This is a genomic window from Bacillus sp. N5-665, from assembly GCF_022637375.2.
GTDB classification, from domain to species: domain Bacteria; phylum Bacillota; class Bacilli; order Bacillales; family Bacillaceae_G; genus Bacillus_A; species Bacillus_A wiedmannii.
This window is the reverse complement of record NZ_CP093325.1, coordinates 3,404,054-3,426,863: the sequence shown is the minus strand read 5'-3', so window position 1 is coordinate 3,426,863 and position 22,810 is coordinate 3,404,054. Positions and strand designations below refer to the sequence as shown.

At 35.7% G+C, this 22,810-nt stretch carries 20 protein-coding genes, 6 pseudogenes and 1 other annotated feature; of the genes and pseudogenes, 20 read left to right on the top strand and 6 right to left on the bottom strand.

The annotated features are described in order from the left end of the window. Positions 1–54: 54 nt before the first annotated feature. Both MNO09_RS20110 and MNO09_RS20105 read right to left on the bottom strand, forming a co-directional pair. Positions 55–750 carry a CsxC family protein gene (locus MNO09_RS20110; RefSeq protein ID WP_001294973.1) on the bottom strand — a complete coding sequence of 232 codons (696 nt, stop codon included), beginning with the start codon at positions 748–750 and terminating at the stop codon, positions 55–57. A 941-nt stretch (positions 751–1,691) separates the two neighbouring features. Then, positions 1,692–1,835, bottom strand: a complete 144-nt coding sequence (locus MNO09_RS20105; protein WP_229181210.1) for a DUF3956 family protein — start codon at positions 1,833–1,835, stop codon at positions 1,692–1,694. Positions 1,836–2,023: 188 nt separating this feature from the next. On the opposite strand from MNO09_RS20105, the gene MNO09_RS20100 reads away from it, so the two are divergent. Continuing rightward, entirely contained in the window at positions 2,024–2,566 is a 543-nt protein-coding gene (locus MNO09_RS20100) for a site-specific integrase (RefSeq protein ID WP_000673904.1), read from the top strand. 95 nt (positions 2,567–2,661) lie between these two features. On the opposite strand, the gene MNO09_RS20095 is transcribed toward MNO09_RS20100, so the two are convergent. Together MNO09_RS20095 and MNO09_RS20090 are read right to left on the bottom strand one after the other, a co-directional pair. After that, a complete protein-coding gene (locus tag MNO09_RS20095) occupies positions 2,662–2,886 on the bottom strand; it encodes a hypothetical protein (RefSeq protein WP_000265596.1) in 225 nt (74 codons plus the stop codon). Positions 2,887–2,898: 12 nt separating this feature from the next. Next, positions 2,899–3,102, bottom strand: coding sequence for a hypothetical protein (locus MNO09_RS20090; protein ID WP_080014171.1), 204 nt, complete (start codon positions 3,100–3,102; stop codon positions 2,899–2,901). Positions 3,103–3,220: 118 nt separating this feature from the next. On the opposite strand from MNO09_RS20090, the gene MNO09_RS20085 reads away from it, so the two are divergent. The 3 genes and pseudogenes from MNO09_RS20085 (at position 3,221) to MNO09_RS20075 (ending at position 5,520) form a co-directional block, all read left to right on the top strand. Continuing rightward, positions 3,221–3,400, top strand: a complete 180-nt coding sequence (locus tag MNO09_RS20085; RefSeq protein WP_000390758.1) for a hypothetical protein — start codon at positions 3,221–3,223, stop codon at positions 3,398–3,400. Between the two features lie 21 nt (positions 3,401–3,421). Further along, positions 3,422–4,246, top strand: a complete 825-nt coding sequence (terS, locus tag MNO09_RS20080; RefSeq protein WP_088107118.1) for a phage terminase small subunit — start codon at positions 3,422–3,424, stop codon at positions 4,244–4,246. Next, positions 4,239–5,520: pseudogene (locus MNO09_RS20075) on the top strand (PBSX family phage terminase large subunit). The gene terS and the pseudogene MNO09_RS20075 overlap by 8 nt, the downstream one beginning before the upstream one ends. A 206-nt stretch (positions 5,521–5,726) precedes the next feature. Here MNO09_RS20075 and MNO09_RS20070 read toward each other — a convergent pair. Then, positions 5,727–6,578, bottom strand: a complete 852-nt coding sequence (locus MNO09_RS20070; RefSeq protein WP_241950045.1) for an exosporium leader peptide-containing protein — start codon at positions 6,576–6,578, stop codon at positions 5,727–5,729. Positions 6,579–6,793: 215 nt separating this feature from the next. Here MNO09_RS20070 and MNO09_RS20065 point away from each other — a divergent pair. The 4 genes and pseudogenes from MNO09_RS20065 to MNO09_RS31070 all read left to right on the top strand — a co-directional run. Continuing rightward, positions 6,794–8,273, top strand: a pseudogene (locus MNO09_RS20065) (phage portal protein). Positions 8,274–8,386: 113 nt separating this feature from the next. Continuing rightward, positions 8,387–8,905, top strand: coding sequence for a phage head morphogenesis protein (locus tag MNO09_RS20060; RefSeq protein ID WP_241950201.1), 519 nt, complete (start codon positions 8,387–8,389; stop codon positions 8,903–8,905). Positions 8,906–9,018: 113 nt separating this feature from the next. Further along, a pseudogene (locus MNO09_RS31075) lies at positions 9,019–9,792 on the top strand (XkdF-like putative serine protease domain-containing protein); the annotation flags it as partial. Continuing rightward, positions 9,785–10,291 (top strand): annotated as a pseudogene (locus MNO09_RS31070) (SH3 domain-containing protein); the annotation flags it as partial. The pseudogenes MNO09_RS31075 and MNO09_RS31070, both read left to right, overlap by 8 nt. Before the next feature lie 302 nt (positions 10,292–10,593). Here the strand turns inward: MNO09_RS31070 and MNO09_RS20050 are convergent. Continuing rightward, a complete protein-coding gene (locus MNO09_RS20050) occupies positions 10,594–11,415 on the bottom strand; it encodes a hypothetical protein (protein ID WP_088107120.1) in 822 nt (273 codons plus the stop codon). Between the two features lie 109 nt (positions 11,416–11,524). Between MNO09_RS20050 and MNO09_RS20045 the strand changes: the two genes are divergently transcribed. The 12 genes and pseudogenes from MNO09_RS20045 to MNO09_RS19990 all read left to right on the top strand — a co-directional run bounded on the left by MNO09_RS20045 (position 11,525) and on the right by MNO09_RS19990 (position 22,614). Continuing rightward, a complete protein-coding gene (locus MNO09_RS20045; protein ID WP_000165957.1) occupies positions 11,525–12,172 on the top strand; it encodes an HD domain-containing protein in 648 nt (215 codons plus the stop codon). Continuing rightward, a complete protein-coding gene (locus MNO09_RS20040; protein ID WP_000783182.1) occupies positions 12,169–14,064 on the top strand; it encodes an ABC-F family ATP-binding cassette domain-containing protein in 1,896 nt (631 codons plus the stop codon). The genes MNO09_RS20045 and MNO09_RS20040 overlap by 4 nt, the downstream gene beginning before the upstream one ends. A gap of 75 nt (positions 14,065–14,139) precedes the next feature. Beyond that, a complete protein-coding gene (locus MNO09_RS20035; protein WP_001260655.1) occupies positions 14,140–14,871 on the top strand; it encodes a Bax inhibitor-1/YccA family protein in 732 nt (243 codons plus the stop codon). Positions 14,872–15,025: 154 nt separating this feature from the next. Then, positions 15,026–15,280, top strand: a complete 255-nt coding sequence (locus MNO09_RS20030; RefSeq protein ID WP_000975142.1) for a DUF4318 domain-containing protein — start codon at positions 15,026–15,028, stop codon at positions 15,278–15,280. A gap of 158 nt (positions 15,281–15,438) precedes the next feature. Continuing rightward, positions 15,439–15,777: a single-stranded DNA-binding protein gene (locus MNO09_RS20025; protein ID WP_088107121.1), complete on the top strand. Its 339-nt coding sequence runs from the start codon at positions 15,439–15,441 to the stop codon at positions 15,775–15,777. 165 nt (positions 15,778–15,942) lie between these two features. After that, positions 15,943–17,070 carry a conserved virulence factor C family protein gene (locus tag MNO09_RS20020; protein ID WP_063262727.1) on the top strand — a complete coding sequence of 376 codons (1,128 nt, stop codon included), beginning with the start codon at positions 15,943–15,945 and terminating at the stop codon, positions 17,068–17,070. Positions 17,071–17,073: 3 nt separating this feature from the next. After that, complete coding sequence (locus MNO09_RS20015) at positions 17,074–17,457, top strand: thiol-disulfide oxidoreductase DCC family protein (protein WP_000634876.1); 384 nt, start codon at positions 17,074–17,076, stop codon at positions 17,455–17,457. 83 nt (positions 17,458–17,540) lie between these two features. Further along, positions 17,541–17,975: a BrxA/BrxB family bacilliredoxin gene (locus tag MNO09_RS20010; protein ID WP_000063705.1), complete on the top strand. Its 435-nt coding sequence runs from the start codon at positions 17,541–17,543 to the stop codon at positions 17,973–17,975. Between the two features lie 49 nt (positions 17,976–18,024). Next, a complete protein-coding gene (locus MNO09_RS20005) occupies positions 18,025–18,801 on the top strand; it encodes a class I SAM-dependent methyltransferase (RefSeq protein WP_088107122.1) in 777 nt (258 codons plus the stop codon). Positions 18,802–18,841: 40 nt separating this feature from the next. Further along, positions 18,842–19,056 (top strand) — a binding site (T-box leader). Positions 19,057–19,101: 45 nt separating this feature from the next. Then, positions 19,102–20,790, top strand: coding sequence for an arginine--tRNA ligase (argS, locus tag MNO09_RS20000; protein WP_088107123.1), 1,689 nt, complete (start codon positions 19,102–19,104; stop codon positions 20,788–20,790). A gap of 175 nt (positions 20,791–20,965) precedes the next feature. Then, positions 20,966–21,845, top strand: a pseudogene (locus MNO09_RS19995) (class I SAM-dependent methyltransferase). Then, positions 21,839–22,614: pseudogene (locus MNO09_RS19990) on the top strand (endonuclease/exonuclease/phosphatase family protein). Before MNO09_RS19995 ends, MNO09_RS19990 begins: the two co-directional pseudogenes overlap by 7 nt. Positions 22,615–22,810: the final 196 nt, after the last annotated feature.

The window sequence follows — 22,810 nt, the reverse complement described above, 5'->3', positions numbered from 1 at the left end:
CTTATTTACAAATTTATAAAACAAAGAAGCACTCAATTTGAGTGCTTCTTTGTTTTAAACTCGTACTTGTTGTACTTGTAAAACTTTTAAAGTAAGATCTAGTACAATTTTTTCACGAAGAGTATCAAATGGTTCGTTTAGGTCTGTTGGACAAGGTGAAAAGTCTAATTCAAAAAATTGAGCGCTGACTAATTCGCAATACGGTTGTTCATTATAAAAAACTGTATTTTCGAAGAAGTATTTGTCTAAACGTGGTAGATCACCATTTTTAGGATTAATAAAGTGAGAAGTAGTATCTGAGGAAGCAGCTACTATAGCTTGTGATAGAAAATCACCAGCTGTTAAATCAGCAAAACCAGAAAATGGGACATTGGCAATGCGGTCATATAGCACACCATTACACTCGTCATTTGCATATTCAATGTTTTTACGAATATATCCTTGTACAAATAATTTTGCTCTTGTAACTCGGCGGTAAGGTGTACCTGGTACTGGAGTAAATGCTACAGGAACTAACTTACATTGTGTTAAAAATGCATTTTTTAAAATGCGTTTGATTTCAACTGCTGGAGGATCTAATGAAATATCAGATTCTACAACAATTTGAATCGTTCTTTCTGCTAAAACAACTGGGATTTTTACAATGGGTGCTCCTGGAGTAAGAATTGGTGTTGCAGCTGCATCACTTAATGGTGTTTGAGTTTGTCCATTTACCTCACAAGGTACGTTAATTGGGCATTGTTCACTCATATTATCTAATCTCCTTTTTAAAATAAATTTAGATTTTTAAAATCTTTCAATGTCAATATATTCGTTTTTTTCATTTATGTATAAGCATGTATACTAGTTTTTAAAATTTATTTATAGAAATTTATTTATAAAAATTTATTAATAGAAGATATTTTTATAAGGTGTATGCTTCTACAAAAAATTTATTGTGCTCAATATACGAATTTAATAATATATTATTCTAATAAGATTTACAGAAAGAGAAACATGAGTTTTTTTATTGAAGTTGTAGGAAAAATCTAAGGAAGAAGAGGGCGAGATACCTGGCGGCTTAAAATGGTGACGACGGATTATATATTCCTATAAAAACTATCAATAGTCTTGTATATCCTGCTGTTCTTGTAGAAGTAGAATATACAACATTAGCAAATAAAAAATGATATATAGGAGTAAAACAACACTCGATAAGGAAAAAGAGTTAGAAATCATTCAAATTATTTATTTTGTTAAAAGCTGGTGGGAAAACGAAAAAATAGTTCAAACTACAGTTTCAAATACAGAATAGAAAGATGTGGAAGTAGTGGCAGAGTCGTGACCGCTTTTTGGCAGTAAATGTGCCGGTTGTTTTGGCATTTCCGTGTTATATTTGTATTGTGAGAAGTGGCGGAAAACATTGCTCACAAAATTCCTTATAACTGAAAATGGATCGTCATAACCGGTGGCGATGGTTGCAGATTGAATGAACAGTTGTTTCTTGATTTCACATTCAATTACAATTTACATTGTGTAAACGAAGAAGGGCTTTTGCTCTTCTTCCAGTTACTTAATAATGTACAAATAAATTGATGCAGCAATATTAGGTGATTGGAAGAAGGAGAAAACTTCATTTACCGTAATTGAAATACAAATAAATAATTAATATCAGAGCACACATTCAGGTGCTTTTTATTTTGATATGCTAATTAATCGCAAATCGGTATTCCAAGTACTCTTAGAGCTAATGCTACTTGAAGAGAAATCTCTAATCTAGCAATTTCGATACCAGCTACTGTAAGAATTAAAAAAGGCTGGCCATTTACAAACAAAACAAACTCAACACAAACCAAATATTGTAAAGAAGGTTCAAAAACCATATAATGTAACACATCATATATTTTGTTACATTATATTTATTATTATAAATGCCGTTATATCAGCGTTTTTTTCTATTTTTAAAAATAAATACCATATTTTATGTAACATATTGTATAATAAAGATACATCTAATGTAACATAACGTATAGAGGGGTAAGGAATGAAGTTTGTGCAACCAATTCGAGATAAGAAAAAATTAGAAGAAGTGAAAGAGGTTTTACGTCGCCAGTCTTATCGTGATTTGTTTTTATTTGAGATGGGAATCAATACTGGTCTAAGAATTAGTGACTTATTAAAGTTACATGTAAATGATGTAAAAGAAAGAACTCACATTGTTATTAAAGAACAAAAGACCGGAAAAGAGAAACGTTTCATTATCAATACAGGGTTAAGAGAAAAAATAAATGAGTATGTAACTGGAATGAATGAAACAGATTGCTTATTTGCTTCTAAAAAGACAGGAAAACCAATCACAAGAATTCAAGCTTATCGAATTATGAACGCTGCTGCTGAAAAAGTAGGCCTTGATGAAATTGGAACGCATACTCTTAGAAAAACTTTTGGATATCATTATTACCAAAAGACAAAAGATGTAGTAATGCTACAAACGATCTTTAATCATTCTGCTCCATCAATTACATTACGTTATATAGGCATTCAACAAGATGAGATTGATAAATCATTGGAAGATTTCAGTTTATAAATAGGGGTAGCACCAAATAAGAAACATTTAAAGTAGCGAATCTGCTGCTTTTTTTATTTTACAGAGAAAAAGGAACCCTAAAAAGGGCTCCTCTGTCATCTTGCCGTTCTATAATCGTTGTTTTTAAGCTTTTTTCTAATATCCATAAATCCCAGGACCATTATTATCATGCATATTAATTTGAGCCAGTAGAACTCCTGGTGAAAGATTAGCCCAGAGAAGAAGTCATAAGCGTATAACAAACCGACAATTGGGAATAGCCAAGTCATAAATTTCAAATCTTTTAGATGAAACTTATAATTATTAATCTTTTTCCACATATGTATCAACTCCTATTGTCCTGATGTTCTGTAGTTTTTCTTGATGATATCTCGCATGTTTAGGATAAAGAATAGAAGAAAAACCAAGGCTATGATACCGTAAATCCAGTAGTATGTATGTCCTGTTGTGAATTCAGTATAAAAAGAAAGGGAATTCCAAACTAAAAGGATGGTTGAACAGATGGTAGAGATCAATAATGAACTAAAACTTCTCATGATTTTCACCTCGATTCAAAATGTTAGAGATTATTTATAATTTTACATATAGATAAATAGATTTACAATAATAGGATGTAATAAAATGATTTAAAGGAATTACCGTGAGGTGGTGTAAATGGAAGAAGAAAATATAAACGTTCCTACATGTTCTGTTTGTAATGAACCTTGTATGTGGACATTAAAAATGCCATTAACTATTACTCATTTTGATAAAACATATATCCGTGAAGCAAATACGGATAATGCTCATATATGCATTGAGTGTTTAGAGAAGGAAGTGCAAACAATTGGATAAGGGGGCAGGTGTTATGTAATTATGGCCAGACAACGAAGTCCAGACCGTAACAAAGCGTATGAAATATTTAAAGAACATAATGGTGATATTACGAATCGTAAAATTGCCGAATTGTTGTCTACATCCGAAAAAACTGTAAGTGAAAAAACGGTTGGCGGATGGAAATCGAAAGATGGATGGATAGACAAATTAAATGGAGTACTCCATAAAAATGAACGGAGTACTCCAAAGAAAGATACGGAGTACTCCAAAAAGAAACCAGGAGCACCCAAAGGTAATAAGAATGCTGTAAACAATCGTGGTGGAGCCAAAAAGGGCAATAAAAATGCTACCGGTAATCCCGGAGGTTCTGCTCCGCTACGTAATGGTAATGCTGCTACACATGGTTTGTATAGAAAGTATTTACCACAAGAATTATACGCTTTAAAAGAAGAGCTAGAGGAAGCCATTAACAATGATCCATTATCAATTCTATGGGAAAGTATAATGCTGCAGCACGCTCAAATCATTCATGCTCAACGTATTATGTTCGTTAATAATAAAGAGGACATGACAAAGGAACTACGAAAGAAAAAGCTTAGTGAAAGCGGCTTTGAAGAAGAGTGGGAGATTCAATTTGCTTGGGATAAACAAGCAAGTTTCTTAAATGCTCAATCTAAAGCACTTTCTACCTTGTCTGCTCTTATTAAAGATTTTGATAGGTTGGCTAATATAGATGATGAGCGACGCGCTAAACTTGAATTTATACAGGTTCAAATCGATAAGATTAAATCTACTAATAATGATGATAATAATATTGAGCCAGTTGTCATTGTAGATAATATCAGTGGTGATTTAAATGTCTAAAAAGCAAATAGATGAAATACTTCCACCAGCATTTCATCAAGTTTGGTTAGCCCGTAAATGTGAATCTATATTAAAAATCGTTTGTAAGGGCGGTCGTGGTTCGGGTAAATCTACTGATATATCCATTTGTATCGTTATGGATGGACCTTATTCAGTTTCCTATTACGGTTCTTTGTATACGTAAAGTAAAGGATACAATAAGGGAATCCTGCTATGAGCAAATAAAAGAAGCGATAGAAATCTTAGGTGTAGAGCATTTATTTCGTTTTAAAGAAAGTCCGATGGAAATCATTTATAAACCGCGTGGAAACAAAATGATATTCCGTGGTGCTGATGACCCTGCAAAAATCAAATCTATTAAAATAGCGAAGTATCCAGTTGCTATTGCATGGTTTGAAGAGTTGGCCGAATTTAAATTAGAAGAAGATGTTTCTACAATAGAGAAGTCTATTTTGCGTAAAGAATTACCGAATGGACTGCGATATAAAATGTATTACTCGTATAAACCACCGAAGAGAAAACAGTCCTGGGTTAATAAGAAGTTTGAAACGCAATTCAAGCCAAAGAATACATTTGTACATCATAGTACATATCATGATAATCCTCATATTTCTAAGCAGTTCGTGGAAGAAGCAGAAGAAACAAAAAGACTTAAACCACAGCAATATGAACATGAATATGAAGGGAAACCGACAGGCAGTGGCGTTGTTCCATTTAGTAATCTCACATTCAGACGTATTACAGATAAAGAAATTAAAACATTTGATAATATACGTCAAGGGATTGACTGGGGTTATGGGAATGACGCGCTGTCTTTTGGCCGTATGCATTATGATAAAACGCGCAGAAAGCTTTATATATTCGGTGAAATACATGGCGTTAAAATCAGTAACCGTTCCTTAGCTGAAAAGATTAAACAACTCGGTTGGGATGACGTCGAGATAATTGCCGATTCATCGGAACCAAAGTCAATTGATGAAATGAAAAACGATCATGATATTAAGAAAATAAAAGGTGCAGTTAAAGGTCCTGGTTCCGTTGAATACGGGGAAAAATGGCTAGATGATTTAGTGGAAATCATAATCGACCCTAAACGTTGTCCGAAAACTGCAGGTGAATTCGAGAATATTGATTATGAAGTTGATAAAGACGGTAATCCTAAAAATAGATTACAAGATAAAGATAATCATAGTATCGATATGACTCGTTATGCATGTGAGGACGATATGAGTAAACGTAAAGTCGTTATGGGTGGAAAGGTTAAAAGAATGTAGTCGGGTATAAATTGTTCGGCTATTTCATTTGCTTTTTATTAATAGAGGTATCGCCACATACCTATCAAGCTAAGAAAAGCAAATACCCCAAAAACAAGAAAATTGGCATCCTCAGGTGAAAATGTACAATTTTTTGTTTTGGGGATACTTCAAAATGTTAGGTTGATGGGCATTTGGTGCTATTTTGTATCATACATCTCTAAATTTTATAGAATGTTCACAGCTGTAATTTTGCAGGTTGAAATAGCAAACCTAACGATTGTAGTTGGATTTATAGGTAAAGTACCTAGAACGATACCAAGACCTGTTTGTTCCACGTTAAAATTTGCTGCAGTAGAACCAGTACTTGCTAAAAGATTCACTGTAGAACCAATAAGCGTATCTAGTAATTCCCTAATTGGTCGTTCACGACAATCACATTCGCATCCTGAGTCTACAGGTGGAAGTAATATTATAGATGGCCCTGGTGGTAAAAATCCTACCCCTGTTACATCAGAAATATTGACCACAAAGGATGTGATACCATCTGTAACTGTAACTAAAAAATCATTTACGGAAGTGATAGTAAATAAAAAGAAAAGAGGGGGGACGTTGGGCGCGTCTGCAATAGTGCCAAGAATTACTGTTTCCCCAATAAGTTGTTGTAAAACGTTCTGCATAGGTAAAACGCAGCAATCACAAAGACAACTTTCAGTTGCTCCCGTTGGGCCAGTTGCTCCCGTTGGGCCAGTTGCTCCCGTTGGGCCAGTTGCTCCTGTTGGGCCAGTTGCTCCCGTTGGGCCAGTTGCTCCCGTTGGGCCAGTTGCTCCCGTTGCTCCCGTTGGGCCAGTTGCTCCCGTTGGGCCAGTTGCTCCTGTTGGGCCAGTTGCTCCCGTTGGGCCAGTTGCTCCCGTTGGGCCAGTTGTTCCTGTTGGGCCAGTTGCTCCCGTTGGGCCTGTCCCTCCCGTTGGGCCAGTTGCTCCTGTTGGTAAAGTAAATGGGGGAATTGGGGGAAGTGTAGGACCAATTAAATTTGGATTCAATGCATTAGCTTGAAGTATTTGATTTTTATCAAACATATAACTACCTCCTATGGGTATATTTTGTTATAGGAATATAAGCAGTTACCTTACATGAAATCTATTCATCACTATATTATATGCTAACTTTTTACTATTGTGTGTTTTTTATAGCACCGAAGTTCATTTTTATCGTTTTGGGGAAGAATGTGTTTCTTAACTTGATAGCGATGTGGCGGTGCCCCTAATAGAAGAAAGGAGGACACATAAACGATATGAGCGATAAGAAGACAATTAAGAATGTAAAAGTATTTGGTATTAATAAAGCTGCAGATGATCCGAAGAATAAGGAAGACAACAGTAAGCAAATGGCGGTTGACCCATTCGCGCAAATATATGGTGATAAGGGATTAATTATACCTCCTTATGATATGTCAGTACTGCTGGAAATAAAGGAAAGTAATCCAATCCATTCTGCTTGTATTAGCGCAAAAGTCGATGATATTGCGGGTGTTGGTTTCGACTTTGCTCCTTTTGAAGAAGTGAAAGAAGCAAACCAAGAGCAATATAAAAGATTAAAAGAATTCATGCGTAATTGTAATCCAAAAATGACAAGCGCAGAGATTATAAGGGCCGTATGGGATGATTATGAAACAGTTGGCTGGGGTATTATCGAGGTTGTTCGGAATAACAAAGATGAACCGTCAAAACTTTACCATATTCCAGCTCATACAGTACGTGCTCATAAAGATAAAGTACGTTTTGCTCAAATCGTAAGTAACAAAGAACGATGGTTTAAAAAATTCGGTTATCCAGATGATTATAGCCTTGTTGATGGTCGCCCTTTAGGAGCGGAGGATATCGCGGAAAATGGAACAGAAAAAGCCGGTGAAGTTATTGTTATTCGTAAATTCGGTTCTCGTTCTTCTTATTATGGGATACCTAATTACGTTAGTTCTATTGGCTCAATAGTTGGATCTCAAGCAGTGAGAGATTACGATATTAACTTTTTCACGGGTAAGACTATTCCAGATGCTTTGTTATTTCTTGAGGGCGTCGATGAAATAGATGATGGAACAGAAAACGAGTTAAAAGAGTTCTTCTCTGCAGAAACAAAAGGAGAGCATCACAAGTTGGCCGTTGTTCCTGTACCGCCAGGAGCAAAAGCTAGGTTAGAAAAAGTCAGTCCGTCCAGACGTAAAAGAAGGTAGTTTCCGTTTATATAAGCAGGATAGCGCAATGGAGATATGTGTGGCCCATCGTGTACCACCTTATCGTATCGGTTGGGCTATGACAGGTTCATTAGGACAAACAACTGCTAAGGAAATGAATGAGATGTACAAGCGTTCTATTATTGAGCCTGGGCAAGAAATATTAGAACATCGATTGAATAATCAATTGTTCCGTGTATTCGCTGAAATATTAGGTGGTTTAGATTGGTATTTTAAATTAAACGAAATTGATACAGATGATCGTGAAGCAGATATGCAATATGCGGCTGATGGTTATGAGAAACGTATATTAACAAGGAATGAATCTCATAAAGTAGTAGGTTATGAACCAGTAGCAGATGGGGATACATTCTTTGAAGGCAGTCAAACTGTTTCTCAAGTAGAGCAGATTGCAAAAGCTGCAGATGATAAACAAGATAACTTAATTGCTATTAATACATTTAGAGAAAAGCATGAAGAAATAGAGAAAGCTATGCAAAAGAAGGTAGCTGATTTTTTTCAGAGCAGGGAAAGCGGCTCTTAAACCTGCTTCCCGTAATTCGTATTAATAAAGCAGATGAAGAGATTGATCTTGTGATTACAGAAGCAGAAGTTGATGAATTTCTTGATAGTGTCGATTGGGATGAGGAACGAAAAATGTTTGTCGATGAAGTCACTGCTACGCTACAGGGTGATGTAACAGAGTTTGTACAGAGTACTATTGTATCAAACGGTTTAACCTGGATGGTATTAGATCCAATTGGTGACGTCGCTGCAAAATGGGTTGCTGCTTATGCATTTGAATTAGCAAAGGGAATCCATGAAACTACTAAAGATAGATTAAGAGAAACGATGTTAAAGAATCTTAGTGAGGGAATGGGTGTCGATGCATTAAGTGTTTCTATTGCAGATGTAATGTCTGAAGCGAGTAACTACAGAGCAATGATGATTGCACGTACAGAAATAACATATGCAATGAATTACGGCAATTTAATTGCTTATAAGGGTGCAAATAGAAACAAGAAAACATGGCTTACAGGAAATGACGAGCGTGTTTGTAAAGAATGTGGTGGTTTACATGGGGAAACGGTAGATATTGATGATCTATTTAGTAATGGAAAGATGTGCCCACCAGCTCATCCGCATTGCCGTTGCACTATGATTTCAGAAGAGTAATAAAATACACCTATCTGATTGGGGTTTCATCGTCAAAACGTATACAGCTTTAAATTGGCTGCTATGCGTTTTGACAGTGGAACCCCAATATTTATAGGGAAGGAGGTAAAACAATGGCATATGAACTGAAAAACGCTAATATTAGCTATGTTTCCCTAGTTACAAAGGGAGCTAATGGTCGTCAATTTGCCATCATGAAAAGCGAAGCTGCTAAACAACCAAATATATCAAAACAGATCCCAATCCTTAAAACAGAGGAAGAGAAGCAGCTTATTACAGGTGTAGTATATGAACCGCTTGTTGAAGATAGTCACGATGACATGATGACTGCAGAAGAGATAGAAAAGGCTGCATATACTTTTATGGAAAATTACCAACATATCGATAAGCAGCATGATGAAATAGCTGGTAAAGGTACTGTCGTCGAAAACTGGATTGCTAAAAGCGATATGATGGTTGGCGATCAAGAGGTAACAGCTGGTACCTGGCTTATGACAGTCCGCGTCGACGATGAAGAAACATGGGAACAAGTAAAGAAAGGCGATATTACAGGGTTTTCAATGGGGGGATTTGCTGAACGTGTAGAAATTGCGAAGGCAGATGATTTTACTCATGAAGATAAAAGTCTCATTCGAAAAATGCTAGATTTCGTCAAAGGTGAAAAACACGAAATTAAAAAAGGCGAAGTTAAAGACCGCTTTATTGATGAAAAACAAAAGCGTGATTTACGGGCTGTTTTTAATTTATTTGAAGATGTGTTCTATTGGGAGATTTGGGAAAGTAATCCCGATATCGACCGTATGGCAGCTGCTCTTGACGATATGAAGGACATACTTTCATCTATTAAGGGCGGTTATACCATTGCGGAATCAGAAGATAGTACAAAAGGCGTATGAAGGCGAAACAGTTACAGTTAAACCAAAACCACAAGAACCTTCTCAAAACGTAACATGGACAACAGGGCTTGCTTATATCGATGGATATAATGTAAACCTTAGAAATGGACCATCAACAAATTACGGTATTATCCGTCAATTAAGTAAAGATGAATCCTATCAAGTGTGGGGAAAACAAGGTGATTGGTTAAATCTTGGTGGTAATCAATGGATTTATAACAATCCATCCTACATTAAATATCAAGGGGAACAAACTTCTGCTGCAAGTTCTGAAGTAGGAAAACGCGTTGTTTCTAAAGTGGACAACCTTCGCTTCTATGATTCTGCTTCTTGGTCTGATAAAGATGTAGCTGGAACTGTAGATGAAGGACTTGGTTTCATTATCGATGCCAAAATAAGTGTTAATGGCTCACCGCAATATAAAGTACACAACAGCCAAGGGAAAATATACTATGTAACTGCATGTGAAGTCTATGTATATATGAAGTGAAAAAGTATGCCCAAGTTTAGACATACTTTGGATGATGAAGAATTAGGGTTTACTGTGAATCTAAAAGTTAAAGTAAATGGTTTGCCCTGATATGAAATTCAAAATAGTAAAGGCGTTTCGTGTGCCGTTTATGTTCACATATTTGCTCACATTTTGTTCACGTATTATATAAAAAAGTATGAAAATCCATAAAAATAATTATTCTAATAAACTTTATTCCGGATACTAAAAAGTGCCAGACCCCTTGTGATATAAGGGATTTGGCACTTTTATATTTTTTATGTTTTAGCAAATAAACAACCCTAAAACTGCTCATTCTTCTCCCAAGATTCTACAATATAATGTGCAATCGTCGGGTTGAATCCTTTCCCAACTAAAAACATAATCGCAGCAACTTCTGTTAAAGCATGTTTGTGTGATGTATGTTTTGCTTCATTTAAACCGTAATCTACCCAAGGTTTTACGAAATCTAGTACAGGTTTCTTTAAAGGTAAAAACTGTGTACCGACAACTTGTTGAATTTGTTGTTGCGTTGGTTCTGTAATTGGTCCAGGCGGTAAGATTTGAGGCTGTGTGATATCAAATGTTGGTCCTGGTGGTAAGATTTGCGGTTGTGTAATATCGAGTGTTGGTCCTGGTGGTAAAATTTGTGGTTGTGTTGGATCGATTGTTTGAGGTGCCGGTGGTGAAACACGCGCGTCATAGTTTGGTTGGTGCATTTGCGGCTGAGTTGCATATGGATTTTGTTGAAATTGTTGTTCTTGATTTTGTGGTACTACGTATGGATTTTGTTGAAATTGTTGTTCTTGATTTTGTGGTGCTACATATGGATTTTGTTGAAATTGTTGTTCTTGATTTTGTGGTGCTACGTATGGATTTTGTTGAAATTGTTGTTCTTGATTTTGCGGTGCTGCATATGGGTTTTGAGGATATTCATAATTTGGACGTGTGTCGAATGAATTTTGTTGATGATTAGCTTCTTGGTTTTGTTGTGATGCGTATGGATTTTGTTCATAGTGTTGCTCTTGTAGCTCTTGTTCTTCATATTGTTCTGTGTATCTTTGGTCCTGTTGCTGAGGGTAAAATGGTTGTTGTGGATAAGGCGGTTGATTATTATAGAACATATTTATTCCTCCTTCATGATGATGCCTACCACCCAGTGTATGGGCGGACAAGAAAATATGTGATGAAAAAATGCGGGCGTGTTACAATAAGTAACTGGGTGAAGATAAAATGACAAAACAAGAAAAGATTCAAAAAACAATTACTTTTGTAAAACATATTTTAGAAAAAGATGCGAGTGGGCATGATTGGTATCATATTGAACGCGTACATAAACTGGCGATTTCTTTATCCGAGCAAGAAGGGGGAAATCGTTTTATAATTGAAATGGCAGCATTACTTCACGATGTGGCAGATGAGAAGTTAAATGAAAGTGAAGAAGCAGGAATGAAAAAAGTTTCTGATTGGTTAGAAGAGTTACATGTTGAAGCAGAGGAAAGTAAACATGTTCTTCATATCATTGCCAATATGTCTTATAAAGGTGGTCATGGCGGTAAAGTGGATTCACTTGAAGGGAAGCTTGTTCAAGATGCGGATCGCTTAGACGCTCTTGGAGCAATTGGAATAGCTCGCACATTTGCGTATGGTGGAGCGAAAGGGAGATTAATGTATGATCCAACTATTCCTCCACGTGAAGTGATGACGAAAGATGAATATAGAAAAAATAACGATCCATCTTTAAATCATTTTTATGAAAAACTTTTGAAACTAAAAGACTTAATGAACACGAACGCAGCAAAACAAGAGGCTGAAGTTCGTCATCGTTATATGGAACAGTTTATTGAACAATTTATGAAAGAGTGGAATGCACAAATATGAAAATGTTAACTGTGGAAAACTTATCGAAATCATACGGAGAAAAACCGTTATTTGATGGATTATCATGTAGTATTACAGAAGGACAACGTGTCGGAATTATTGGTGTAAACGGTACTGGTAAATCGACATTATTAAAAATTATTGCAGGGTTAGAAACTCCTGATACAGGTGATATGACGCATTCCCGTGGGTATACAATTAGTTATTTATCACAGCAACCAGAGTTTGATGAAAAACTAACAGTATTAGAGCAAGTGTTCCATGGTGATACACCTTTAATTCGTCTTCTTCGTGATTATGAACAATCGTTATTAAATATCGAAAAAGATCCAAGTAATGAAAAAGTACAGGAACAATTATTTGCAGTGCAGCAACGTATGGATGCGATGAGTGCATGGGAAGCAAATGCGAATGCAAAATCGTTATTAACGAAATTAGGAATTACTGATTTTACAGCAACTGTTGGAAACCTATCTGGTGGACAAAAAAAGCGTATTGCAATGGCGCAATGTTTTATTGAAACACCTGATTTATTAATTTTGGATGAGCCTACGAACCATCTTGACCATGAGACAGTTGAATGGTTGGAAGAATATTTAGCAAGATATAATGGTGCGGTATTACTTGTAACCCATGATCGTTATTTCTTAGATCGTGTGACAAACCGTATTTTTGAATTAGACAATGGTAAACTATATAGTTACGAAGGAAACTATAGTACATTTTTAGAAGCGAAAGCACTTCGTGAAGAACAAGAAATTGCGCAAGAATCAAAACGTCAAAACTTATATCGCCGCGAACTAGCATGGATCCGCCGCGGTGCAAAAGCTCGTTCGACAAAGCAAAAAGCACGTATTCAACGATTTGATGAGTTAAAAGGTCAAGAAGGACCAGCTGCAAAACAGTCAGTTGATATTGCGCTTAGCGGCAGTCGCCTCGGTAAAAAAGTACTTGAGTTAAAAGATGTAACGAAAAAATTCGGTGATAAAACGGTATTACACAACTTTAATCATATTGTAAAACCAGGAGATCGTATCGGAATCATTGGAGCGAATGGAAGCGGAAAATCTTCTCTATTAAATATGCTTGCAGGCAAGTTAGCTCCTGATAGTGGTGAAGTTGAAGTAGGACAAACTGTAAAAGTTGCTTATTATACGCAAGAAAATGAAGAGATGAATTTAAATCAGCGTATGATTGAATACATTAAAGAGATTGCAGAAGTTATTCATACGACAGATGGAAAAGTAATTGGTGCATCTCAAATGCTAGAACGTTTCTTATTCCCGACGCACTCACATGGTACACCGCTTGGTAAACTATCTGGTGGTGAAAGAAGACGTTTATATTTATTACGTATTTTAATGGGAGAACCAAACGTACTATTACTGGATGAACCTACGAATGATCTAGATACACAAACATTAACAGTACTGGAAGATTATTTAGAAGATTTCCCAGGTGTCGTTTTAACTGTATCGCATGACCGTTACTTCTTAGATAAAGTAGTAGATGAATTGTTCATCTTTAGTGGTGGAGGCGAAGTGCGTGAATTCCTAGGTAGTTATACGGACTTTTTAGAAATGGAAAAGACGAAAGAACTTATTGAGAAGGCGGAAGTTCAAAAAGAGAAAAAAGTGGTAGAAGAAGCTCCGAAACAACAACGTAAACGTAAACTTTCATACAAGGAGCAGCGTGAATGGGAAACAATTGAAGATACAATTGCTGAACTAGAAGAGAAAATTGAGTCAATTGGAGAAGAACTTACGAAAGTTGGATCTGACTTCACAAAGGCACAAGAATTATCTGAAGCACAGCAAAAAACAGAAGAAGAGCTAGAAAAAACGATGGAAAGATGGAGTGAACTATCAGACATCGTTGAAGGATTAAAATAAAAACAAGCTGCATATATTGAAAAGTAAAGAGAAAAACTTTACACTATTGGTAGAACCTATTTTAGGAGGGAAAAAATGAGAACATCTAATCCAATGTTGAAAAAAGAGGCATTCCGTAAAGAGGGAGCAAGTGCTTCTGCGATGACGATTGGCGGAACAGTAGGCAAAACGTTTATTATGCTTATCTTGCTACTTGCAACGTCTGTCTATTCATACATACAGATGATGCAGGGGACGATGAAGATGCCAGTACTAATTGGTGCTTTAATCGTTGCGGCAATCATCGCATTTGCGTCTATGTTCTTCCCACGTATTTCACCTTTTGGTGCACCAATCTATGCGGCAGTAGAAGGGGTTGTATTAGGTAGTATTTCAGCGGTTTATACAATGAAGTTTGGCGATTCTATCGTTTTAAATGCTGTATTACTAACAATCTCAATTCTATTTGCAATGTTAGTGTTATATGCAACGCGTGTAGTAAAGGTAACGGATAAATTCCGTACAGGCGTGATGGCAGCAACACTTGGAATTATGGTTATGTATTTAGTCGTATTTCTACTAAACATGTTTGGTGTAACTGTTCCGTACATTCACCAAGGCGGTACGATTGGTATTATTATTAGTGCAGTTGTTATCGTAGTTGCTGCATTAAACTTATTACTAGATTTCGATTTAATCGAAAATGGTGTACGTAGTCAAGCTCCGAAATATATGGAGTGGTACACTGCGATGGGACTAATGCTTACATTAGTTTGGTTATACTTAGAAATTCTTCGTTTCGTTTCTTACTTTACGAAAAATGACTAATAAAAAAATCCTGCATGAAAAATGCAGGATTTTTTTATTTTCAAAGATAGAGTGAAATTTTAATCAGTGAGGCTTATACTGCCTGTTAATGCAGGTTAATTTCGGTAATGGTATAATATGGTTTTTGGTAAATCAAATTGAAGGGGGATGGAATATGATGAAAGAGAAGAAAGGGATTATGAAAAAACTATTTTCTAAAAGTTTTTTCATAGAACTAGAAGATGCTTTAACGTATCCATCATCAGAAGTTATTATTTCCGCTATCGAAAGGTATGCGGTTGAATGTCAGGAACAATTGAATTTTGAGAGTAAAGTTAAACCGATTACTTTTTACTTAGAAAATGTAATGTATCGTGTTGAGATAAAGATGGCTCGCGGTGGATATTACATTTCCTGTAGTGAAGTATAAATTTTGAAACCTTACATGTTTAATATATGTAAGGTTTCTTTTTTTCTTTTACAGCATATAAAATAATATTTTTTACTTTAAAATATATTATTTTACGTTTTTTACCCTTCATACATTTTTCTTTACAATAAAGAAAAATATGTGAGGTGGTATAACATATGATGAATCGAGTTGTATTAATCGGTAGATTGACAAAGGAGCCAGAATTATACTACACAAAGCAAAGTGTCGCTTATGCACGAATATGTGTTGCGGTGAATAAAGGTTTTCGAAATAGTTTAGGTGAGCAACAAGTAGATTTTATTAATTGTGTCGTTTGGAGAAAATCGGCTGAGAATGTAACTGAATATTGTAAGAAGGGGTCACTTGTTGGAATTACCGGACGTATTCATACGAGGAATTACGAGGATGATCAAGGAAAGAGAATATATATAACGGAAGTTCTGATTGAGAGCATTACATTTTTGGAGAAAAGGCGGGAGGGGGCATCGCAATAAGATGGGATTTTAAACAATGGGTTTGGGGGAATTAGGTGGAAAGAGAAAGAATGAAAAAGTATGATGATGGAAAGAAATCAGCAAGATAAAGCATCCGAGTAGGTTTAAAGAGGTGGAACATGTTACAATACAGCTAAGAACATGCAATAAAGGAGAGTTTTTTACGTGAAGATTAAAGCAATTGAACCGACGCCAAGTCCAAATACAATGAAAGTTATTTTGAATGAAGTATTACCATCAGGAGCGCGTAATAATTATACAAATGAAAATAAAGAACAAGCACCAATGCAAGTGCAAGAAATTTTGAAAATTGAAGGCATTAAAGGTGTATATCATGTAGCCGACTTTTTAGCAGTGGAGCGAAATGCGAAGTTTGACTGGAAAGTTTTATTACAACAAGTTCGTGCTGTTTTCGGCGAAGAAGTAGTAGAAGAAAGTGAAGAACAACAACTTGCTCATTTTGGAGAAGTGAAAGTGTTTGTTCAAATGTTCTTTACAATTCCAATGCAAGTAAAGTTAACAGATGGAACAACGGAAGAACGTGTTGGTTTACCAGATCGTTTTAAAGAATCAATTATGAAAGTTCAAATGTCTGCACCAAACGTTGTAAAAGAACGTAAATGGGTGGAACAAAGTACACGTTACGGTAATTTTGAAGAAATCGGGAAAGAAGTAGTAGAAGAAATTGTTGCTGCTTATTCAGAAGAACGTGTAAATGAAACAGTTAAAGAATTATTAAACCAGGCAGGTGCTGTTGAAGTAACGATTCAAAAGCGTGAGCCATATAAAGTAACAGAAGAGATGATGAAAGATGCTGACTGGAAAAACCGTTTTGCGGCATTAGAACAAATGGATCCTACTGAAGAAGATATGCCAGTGTTGAAGATGGCGTTAGATGATGAAAAAGTTTCGATCCGCCGTTTAGCAACAGCGTATTTAGGTATGGTAAAAGGTGATGGAGTATTGCCGTTATTATATAAAGCGTTATTAGATCGTTCAGTAAGTGTTCGCCGTACAGCGGGCGATTGCTTATCAGACGTAGGTGATCCAGCAGCGATGTTCGTTATGATTAAATCTCTGAAAGATTCAAGTAAATTAGTACGCTGGCGTGCAGCGATGTTCTTATTTGAACTTGGAGATGAAAGTGCGATTCCGGCATTAAAAGCAGCGCAAGATGATCCAGAGTTTGAAGTAGCGATGCAAGCGCGTCTAGCATTAGAGCGTATTGAAGGCGGAGAAGAAGCAAAAGGTTCTGTATGGAAACAAATGACGGAGTCTCGTAAAGGAGAATAATGTATGATTGTTTTCTATGATAGTTGGTGCCCGATGTGTACGGCGGTTGCTGAACGTACGAAAAAATTAGATAAAAAGGGTAAGATGAAATTTGTTTCATTTCGAGATGAAGATGTAGTTGAGAAATATGAACTCTCTCAAGAACTACAAAGCAAGATGGAACAAAGATTGTATATTTTGAAAAATAATAAGTGGTATGACGGGATTCATAGCATACATGTATTAGCAAAGGCTGTTCCATCTTACTGGTTTGCCGTGCCTTTTATAAAACTATCTATTGTACTTGGATTTGGAAGTAAAGTATACGATTATATCGCTAACAATAGAAAACTTGTCCCAGTTGGACATTGCCGTGAAGGGGTTTGTGAAATCCCTACAAAAAAATGAAATCATCGTAATCTTTCTTTTGCACCTAGTAATAGAGCGTGATATGATGAATTTGGAATGAAAGTTGAAGGAGAGATTACAAGATGTCAAATGCTTATGAAGAATACATGCGTCAAATGGTAATCCCAATGCGTCAAGAATTAGTGCGTTCTGGGTTTGAAGAGTTAACTACAGAAGAAGCTGTAACAGAATTTATGGAAAACACGGCAGGTACAACTTTAGTAGTTGTAAACTCTGTTTGTGGTTGTGCAGCTGGTTTAGCACGTCCATCAGCAGGTCAAGCAGTTGTTCGTGCTGAAAAACAACCTGATCATCTTGTAACTGTATTCGCAGGCCAAGATAAAGATGCTACTGCAAAAATGCGTGAATACTTCGGAGAAATTCCTCCATCTTCACCATCTATGGCATTATTAAAAGGAAAAGAAGTTGTTCACTTCATTCACCGCCATGAAATTGAAGGTGCAACTATGGACGAAATTATTACGAACTTAGAACAAGCTTTTGAAAAGAATTGCTAAAGAAGGGGGAGAGTAAATCTCCCTCTTTTCTTTATATAGAGGTGAAAAAATGATCGTAACAACAGCAGGAAGAACGAACAAAGAAATGACAGATTATGCAAACAAGGTAGCAGCAGAATTAAATCGTTCTTTCGTTAAACGTAATGACGTACCAGTACATAAACTGCATGAGCAGTATGAACAAGATGTACTTGTTGTAGGGAAAAACCGATTAGCTATTTATCCGAGAGGAACGGAAGAGTCGTTTTTCTTTCATCCAAACTCAGCGATGTTTCGTGTGAAAAGGTTAATGCGCGGAGAACATGATCCGTTTGTACAAGCCACGCAATTAGAGAGCGGAATGACAGTGTTAGATTGTACGCTTGGCATGGCATCAGATAGTATTGTAGCTAGTTATATTGTTGGTGAAAGCGGAAAAGTAACGGGACTTGAAGGCAATGAGTATATGGCTTATATTATGGAAAATGGTTTGAAAACATGGTCTTCATCTGTTTCTGAAATTGATGAGGCAATGCAACAAATCGATGTGAAGCAAACGGAGCATTACTCATTTTTAAAACAATGTGAAGACAATAGTTATGATGTCGTTTACCTTGATCCAATGTTCGAAGAAACTGTTATAGAATCAGATGGAATAAAAGGATTAAAACACTTCGCTTTGTATCATGATATTACTGACGAAACAATTGCGGAAGCGAAGCGTGTGGCGAGAAAGCGTGTCGTTTTGAAAGATCATTTCCGTAGTTCTAGATTTGAAAAACACAATTTTCACGTATACAAAAGAAAAAGTGCTAAGTTTCACTTTGGTGTAATTGACCCTTGCTAATTGTTTGAAAAGATGTATAATAAGCAATAATTAATTAAATATACTGTCTGTGATGAAGAGAGTAGTCTTTTTTCAAAGGAAAGCGAGCTAGGGATGGTGTGAGCCTAGTACGGAAGAAAAAGATGAAGCGCACTTCGGAGATGCTTCTTGAACGAATAGTAGAGAAAGCCGAGGCCCCCTGTCCTCGTTATAAACGGGAAAGTGGTTCTTAACGAACAACAAGGGTGGTACCACGGGTTAAAACTCGTCTCTTTTTTAGAGACGAGTTTTTTGTGTTTTAAAAATTAAGGAGGTTGTAGTATGGATTATAAAACGCAGTTTGCGGAAAGTTTATCTAATATTTTCACGAATGAATTAACGCAAAACCAAATTTTAGATTTAATCGAAACGCCGAAACAAGATGAATTCGGAGATGCGGCATTTCCATGTTTTTTACTTGCGAAACAATATAAAAAATCACCAGCTATTATCGCAAAGGAAGTTGCGGAGAAATTACATGATCCGTTCTTTACGAAAGTAGAGGCTGTTGGCCCTTATGTAAATGTATTTTTTAATCGTGAAACTGTAAGTGATACAGTATTAAAAACGATTTTAGCGGAGAAAGAAAAGTACGGTCAAAATCACTTTGGATGTGAAAAGACTGTAGTTATCGACTATTCCTCTCCGAATATCGCGAAACCTTTTTCAATGGGGCATTTACGTTCTACAATGATAGGGAATTCATTGAAACATATCGCTGAAAAATGTGGCTATGAAGTTGTAGGAATTAATTATATTGGGGACTGGGGAACACAGTTTGGAAAGTTAATTACTGCTTATAAAAAATGGGGAAATGAAGCAGTAGTGAAAGAGGATCCAATACGTGAACTATTTAAGTTATATGTTCAATTCCATGAAGAGGTAAAAGACGACGAAGAACTAGAAGAAGATGGACGCGCTTGGTTTAAGAAATTAGAAGAAGGTGATGAAGAAGCAGTTGAGCTTTGGAATTGGTTCCGTCACGAATCCTTAAAAGAATTTTCTCATATTTATGAACTGCTCGGTGTTGAATTTACTAATTTTCAAGGAGAAGCTTTTTATAATAATTTAATGGAAGATTTTATTGGGATTTTAGAGGAACATGATTTGCTTGAAGAGTCAGAAGGTGCGTTAGTCGTTAATTTAGAAGAAGAGGGAATGCCGCCTTGCTTAATTAGAAAATCAGATGGTGCGACGATTTACGCAACACGTGACTTAACGGCAGCGTTATATCGTCAAAACACATATGCATTTGATAAAGCGTTATATGTAGTTGGCCCAGAACAAAGTTTACATTTTAATCAATTTTTCACTGTATTAAAAAAGCTTGGTTACAATTGGGTTGACGGCATGGAACATGTACCGTTTGGGTTCATTTTAAAAGACGGCAAGAAAATGTCGACACGTAAAGGAAGAGTTATTTTACTTGAAGAAGTACTTGAGGAAGCAATTGACCTTGCAAAACAAAATATTGAAGAGAAAAATCCAAATTTAAAGCAGAAAGAAGAAGTAGCAAAGCAAGTCGGCGCTGGCGCAGTTATTTTCCACGATTTAAAAAATGAGCGTATGCATAATATTGAATTCTCATTAGAAAACATGCTGAAATTTGAAGGGGAAACAGGGCCGTATGTACAGTACACACATGCACGTGCGTGCTCTATTTTAAGAAAAGAAAGTGTAGAATTTGAAACGTGTACGTTTGCTTTAAAAGATGATCATAGCTGGAGCGTTGTAAAATTATTGAATAAATTCCCACAAGTAGTCGAAGCAGCCTTCAACAAAAATGAGCCATCAATCATTTCGAAATACGTATTAGATGTAGCACAATCGTTTAATAAATATTACGGAAATGTGCGTATATTGGAAGAGAGCGAAGAGAAAGACAGTAGACTGGCATTAGTGTTTGCTGTGACAGTTGTATTAAAAGAGGGATTACGTTTACTTGGGGTGGAGGCACCTAAGGAGATGTAAAACAAATAGGTATACGTATCATAGTAGATATGTATGCCTATTTATTTTTATAGAAAATGTGAAAGCAGAAGTTTTATTTTATTAAATCTAAATTTTTCTAGAATTGTTTCAAGTGTAGGAATGTCCTTATTAAATGGAGAATTGTAATGTCATATATAAAAAGGAGGCGTTAAACTTGGAAACATACGATTGGAACAGTAAACTAACATATTTAAAAAAACACGAGAGATTTATATTACAATGACGATTATGTAAGCTTTTTAGTAAATACAGTTTGGAAGATTCATAAGCCCGTACAAATTGTTGATGTCGGTTGTGGATATGGTTATTTAGGCTTAGTATTAATGCCATTACTTCCAAAAGGATCAAAGTATACAGGCATTGATAGTGGAGAAACATTACTAGCTGAAGCGAGAGAGTTGTTTCGTTTACTTCCATATGAGATAGAATTTTTTGAGGGAGATGCTACAGAAATTGAATTGAACGATACATATGATATAGCAATTTGTCATGCTTTCTTATTACATATGAGTTCGCCAAAAATGATGCTACAAAAAATGATACATTCAATTAAAAAGGGCGGAAAAATAATCTGTTTTGAACCACATTGGATATCAAATATGTCTTCATACTCTGTAGATGGAGAGAATCAATCGGAAATTATTAGGCTAGGTGCTTTGCAGAAGTTATTTGAAAGTGACATGCAGAGAAGCGGAAAAGATGGAAATATTGGCATGAAAATACCGATGTTTTTAAGTGAACTAGGCGTAAAAAATATTGAATGTAGAGTAAGTGATAAAGTGAACTTTTTAGATTCTAATATGCACCATAATGATAAACAAAGGTTGTATCATTCATTAAAAGAAGAGGGGATTGCAGAGGATCCGGGTGATAAACAGCATTTTATAGAATGTTTAATGGCTAGAGGGTTAACATATGATGAAGCTTTAGTTCAGTATGAAGCAGAACTACGATTTTTTAAAGCATTGCAATTGCATTCTTCTTTAGTATATGCTCCGAATATGAAAATTACATTTGGTGAAATAGAATGTTGAAAGATAGCGGTTTATTAAGGATTGCTACCTTCAATATATGGAACAATGATAATCTTTGGTTGGAGCGATTAGAAGCTATTTGTGAGGAGATTCGAAGTATTTCCCCACATATTCTTGCTCTACAGGAAGTTAGAAGTTGTGTTAATTTGAATTCAAAGAAAAATGTTGCGCAGTATATAGCGGATCAAATAGGTTATCCGTTTTGTATATTTAAGGAGTACCCTGATTCTCCAGATGAAGGGCTAGCTTTTTAAGTAAAACTCCTATTATAGCTGAAGAAGCAATTTGGGAAAATGACATAAAGGAATCAAATTATTGTGCCATTCGAATCATGTTTACATATAAAGATTGTAAGTTCGGAGTAACGAATGTTCATTTAAATTGGAAATCTAATAGGTTAAGAAAAGAACAAATGAATGCCGTAAATAATTGGATTACAAATAGAGTGAGTGATTACGAATTATTATGTGGTGATTTCAATGACGATCCACATTCAAGGGTGCATCAATATTTAATAAATAATCATTGGATAGATGTAGCGCAGCTTAAAGAGGTTCAACCAACTTTAGAGTATAGAAAGAATCCTAATTTAAGAGGAGAGATAAAGAAAGACAAAAGATATGACTGGATTATGATACAAGAAAATGCCCCAATGAGATTTCCTATAATTGAAAACGTATCTATATTTGGGAATTCATCATTAACTTCATCTGGCGTATTTCCTAGCGATCATTACGGTGTTTTTGTAGATTTGAAATTTGATAAATGAAAAAAATGTCATTATATGTAGTAAGTCGATATGCACCGTATAATCGCTGATATATTTGAATTATCGCCGATATAATTCCATGTACGGATTTCGGCTTCCAAAAGATAAGATCCTCATGTTACGTTATTCCATTTAATTAAACAAAATATGGAGAAAAACAATCATTTTTACTATATTTTGTTATAAATTTGAATAA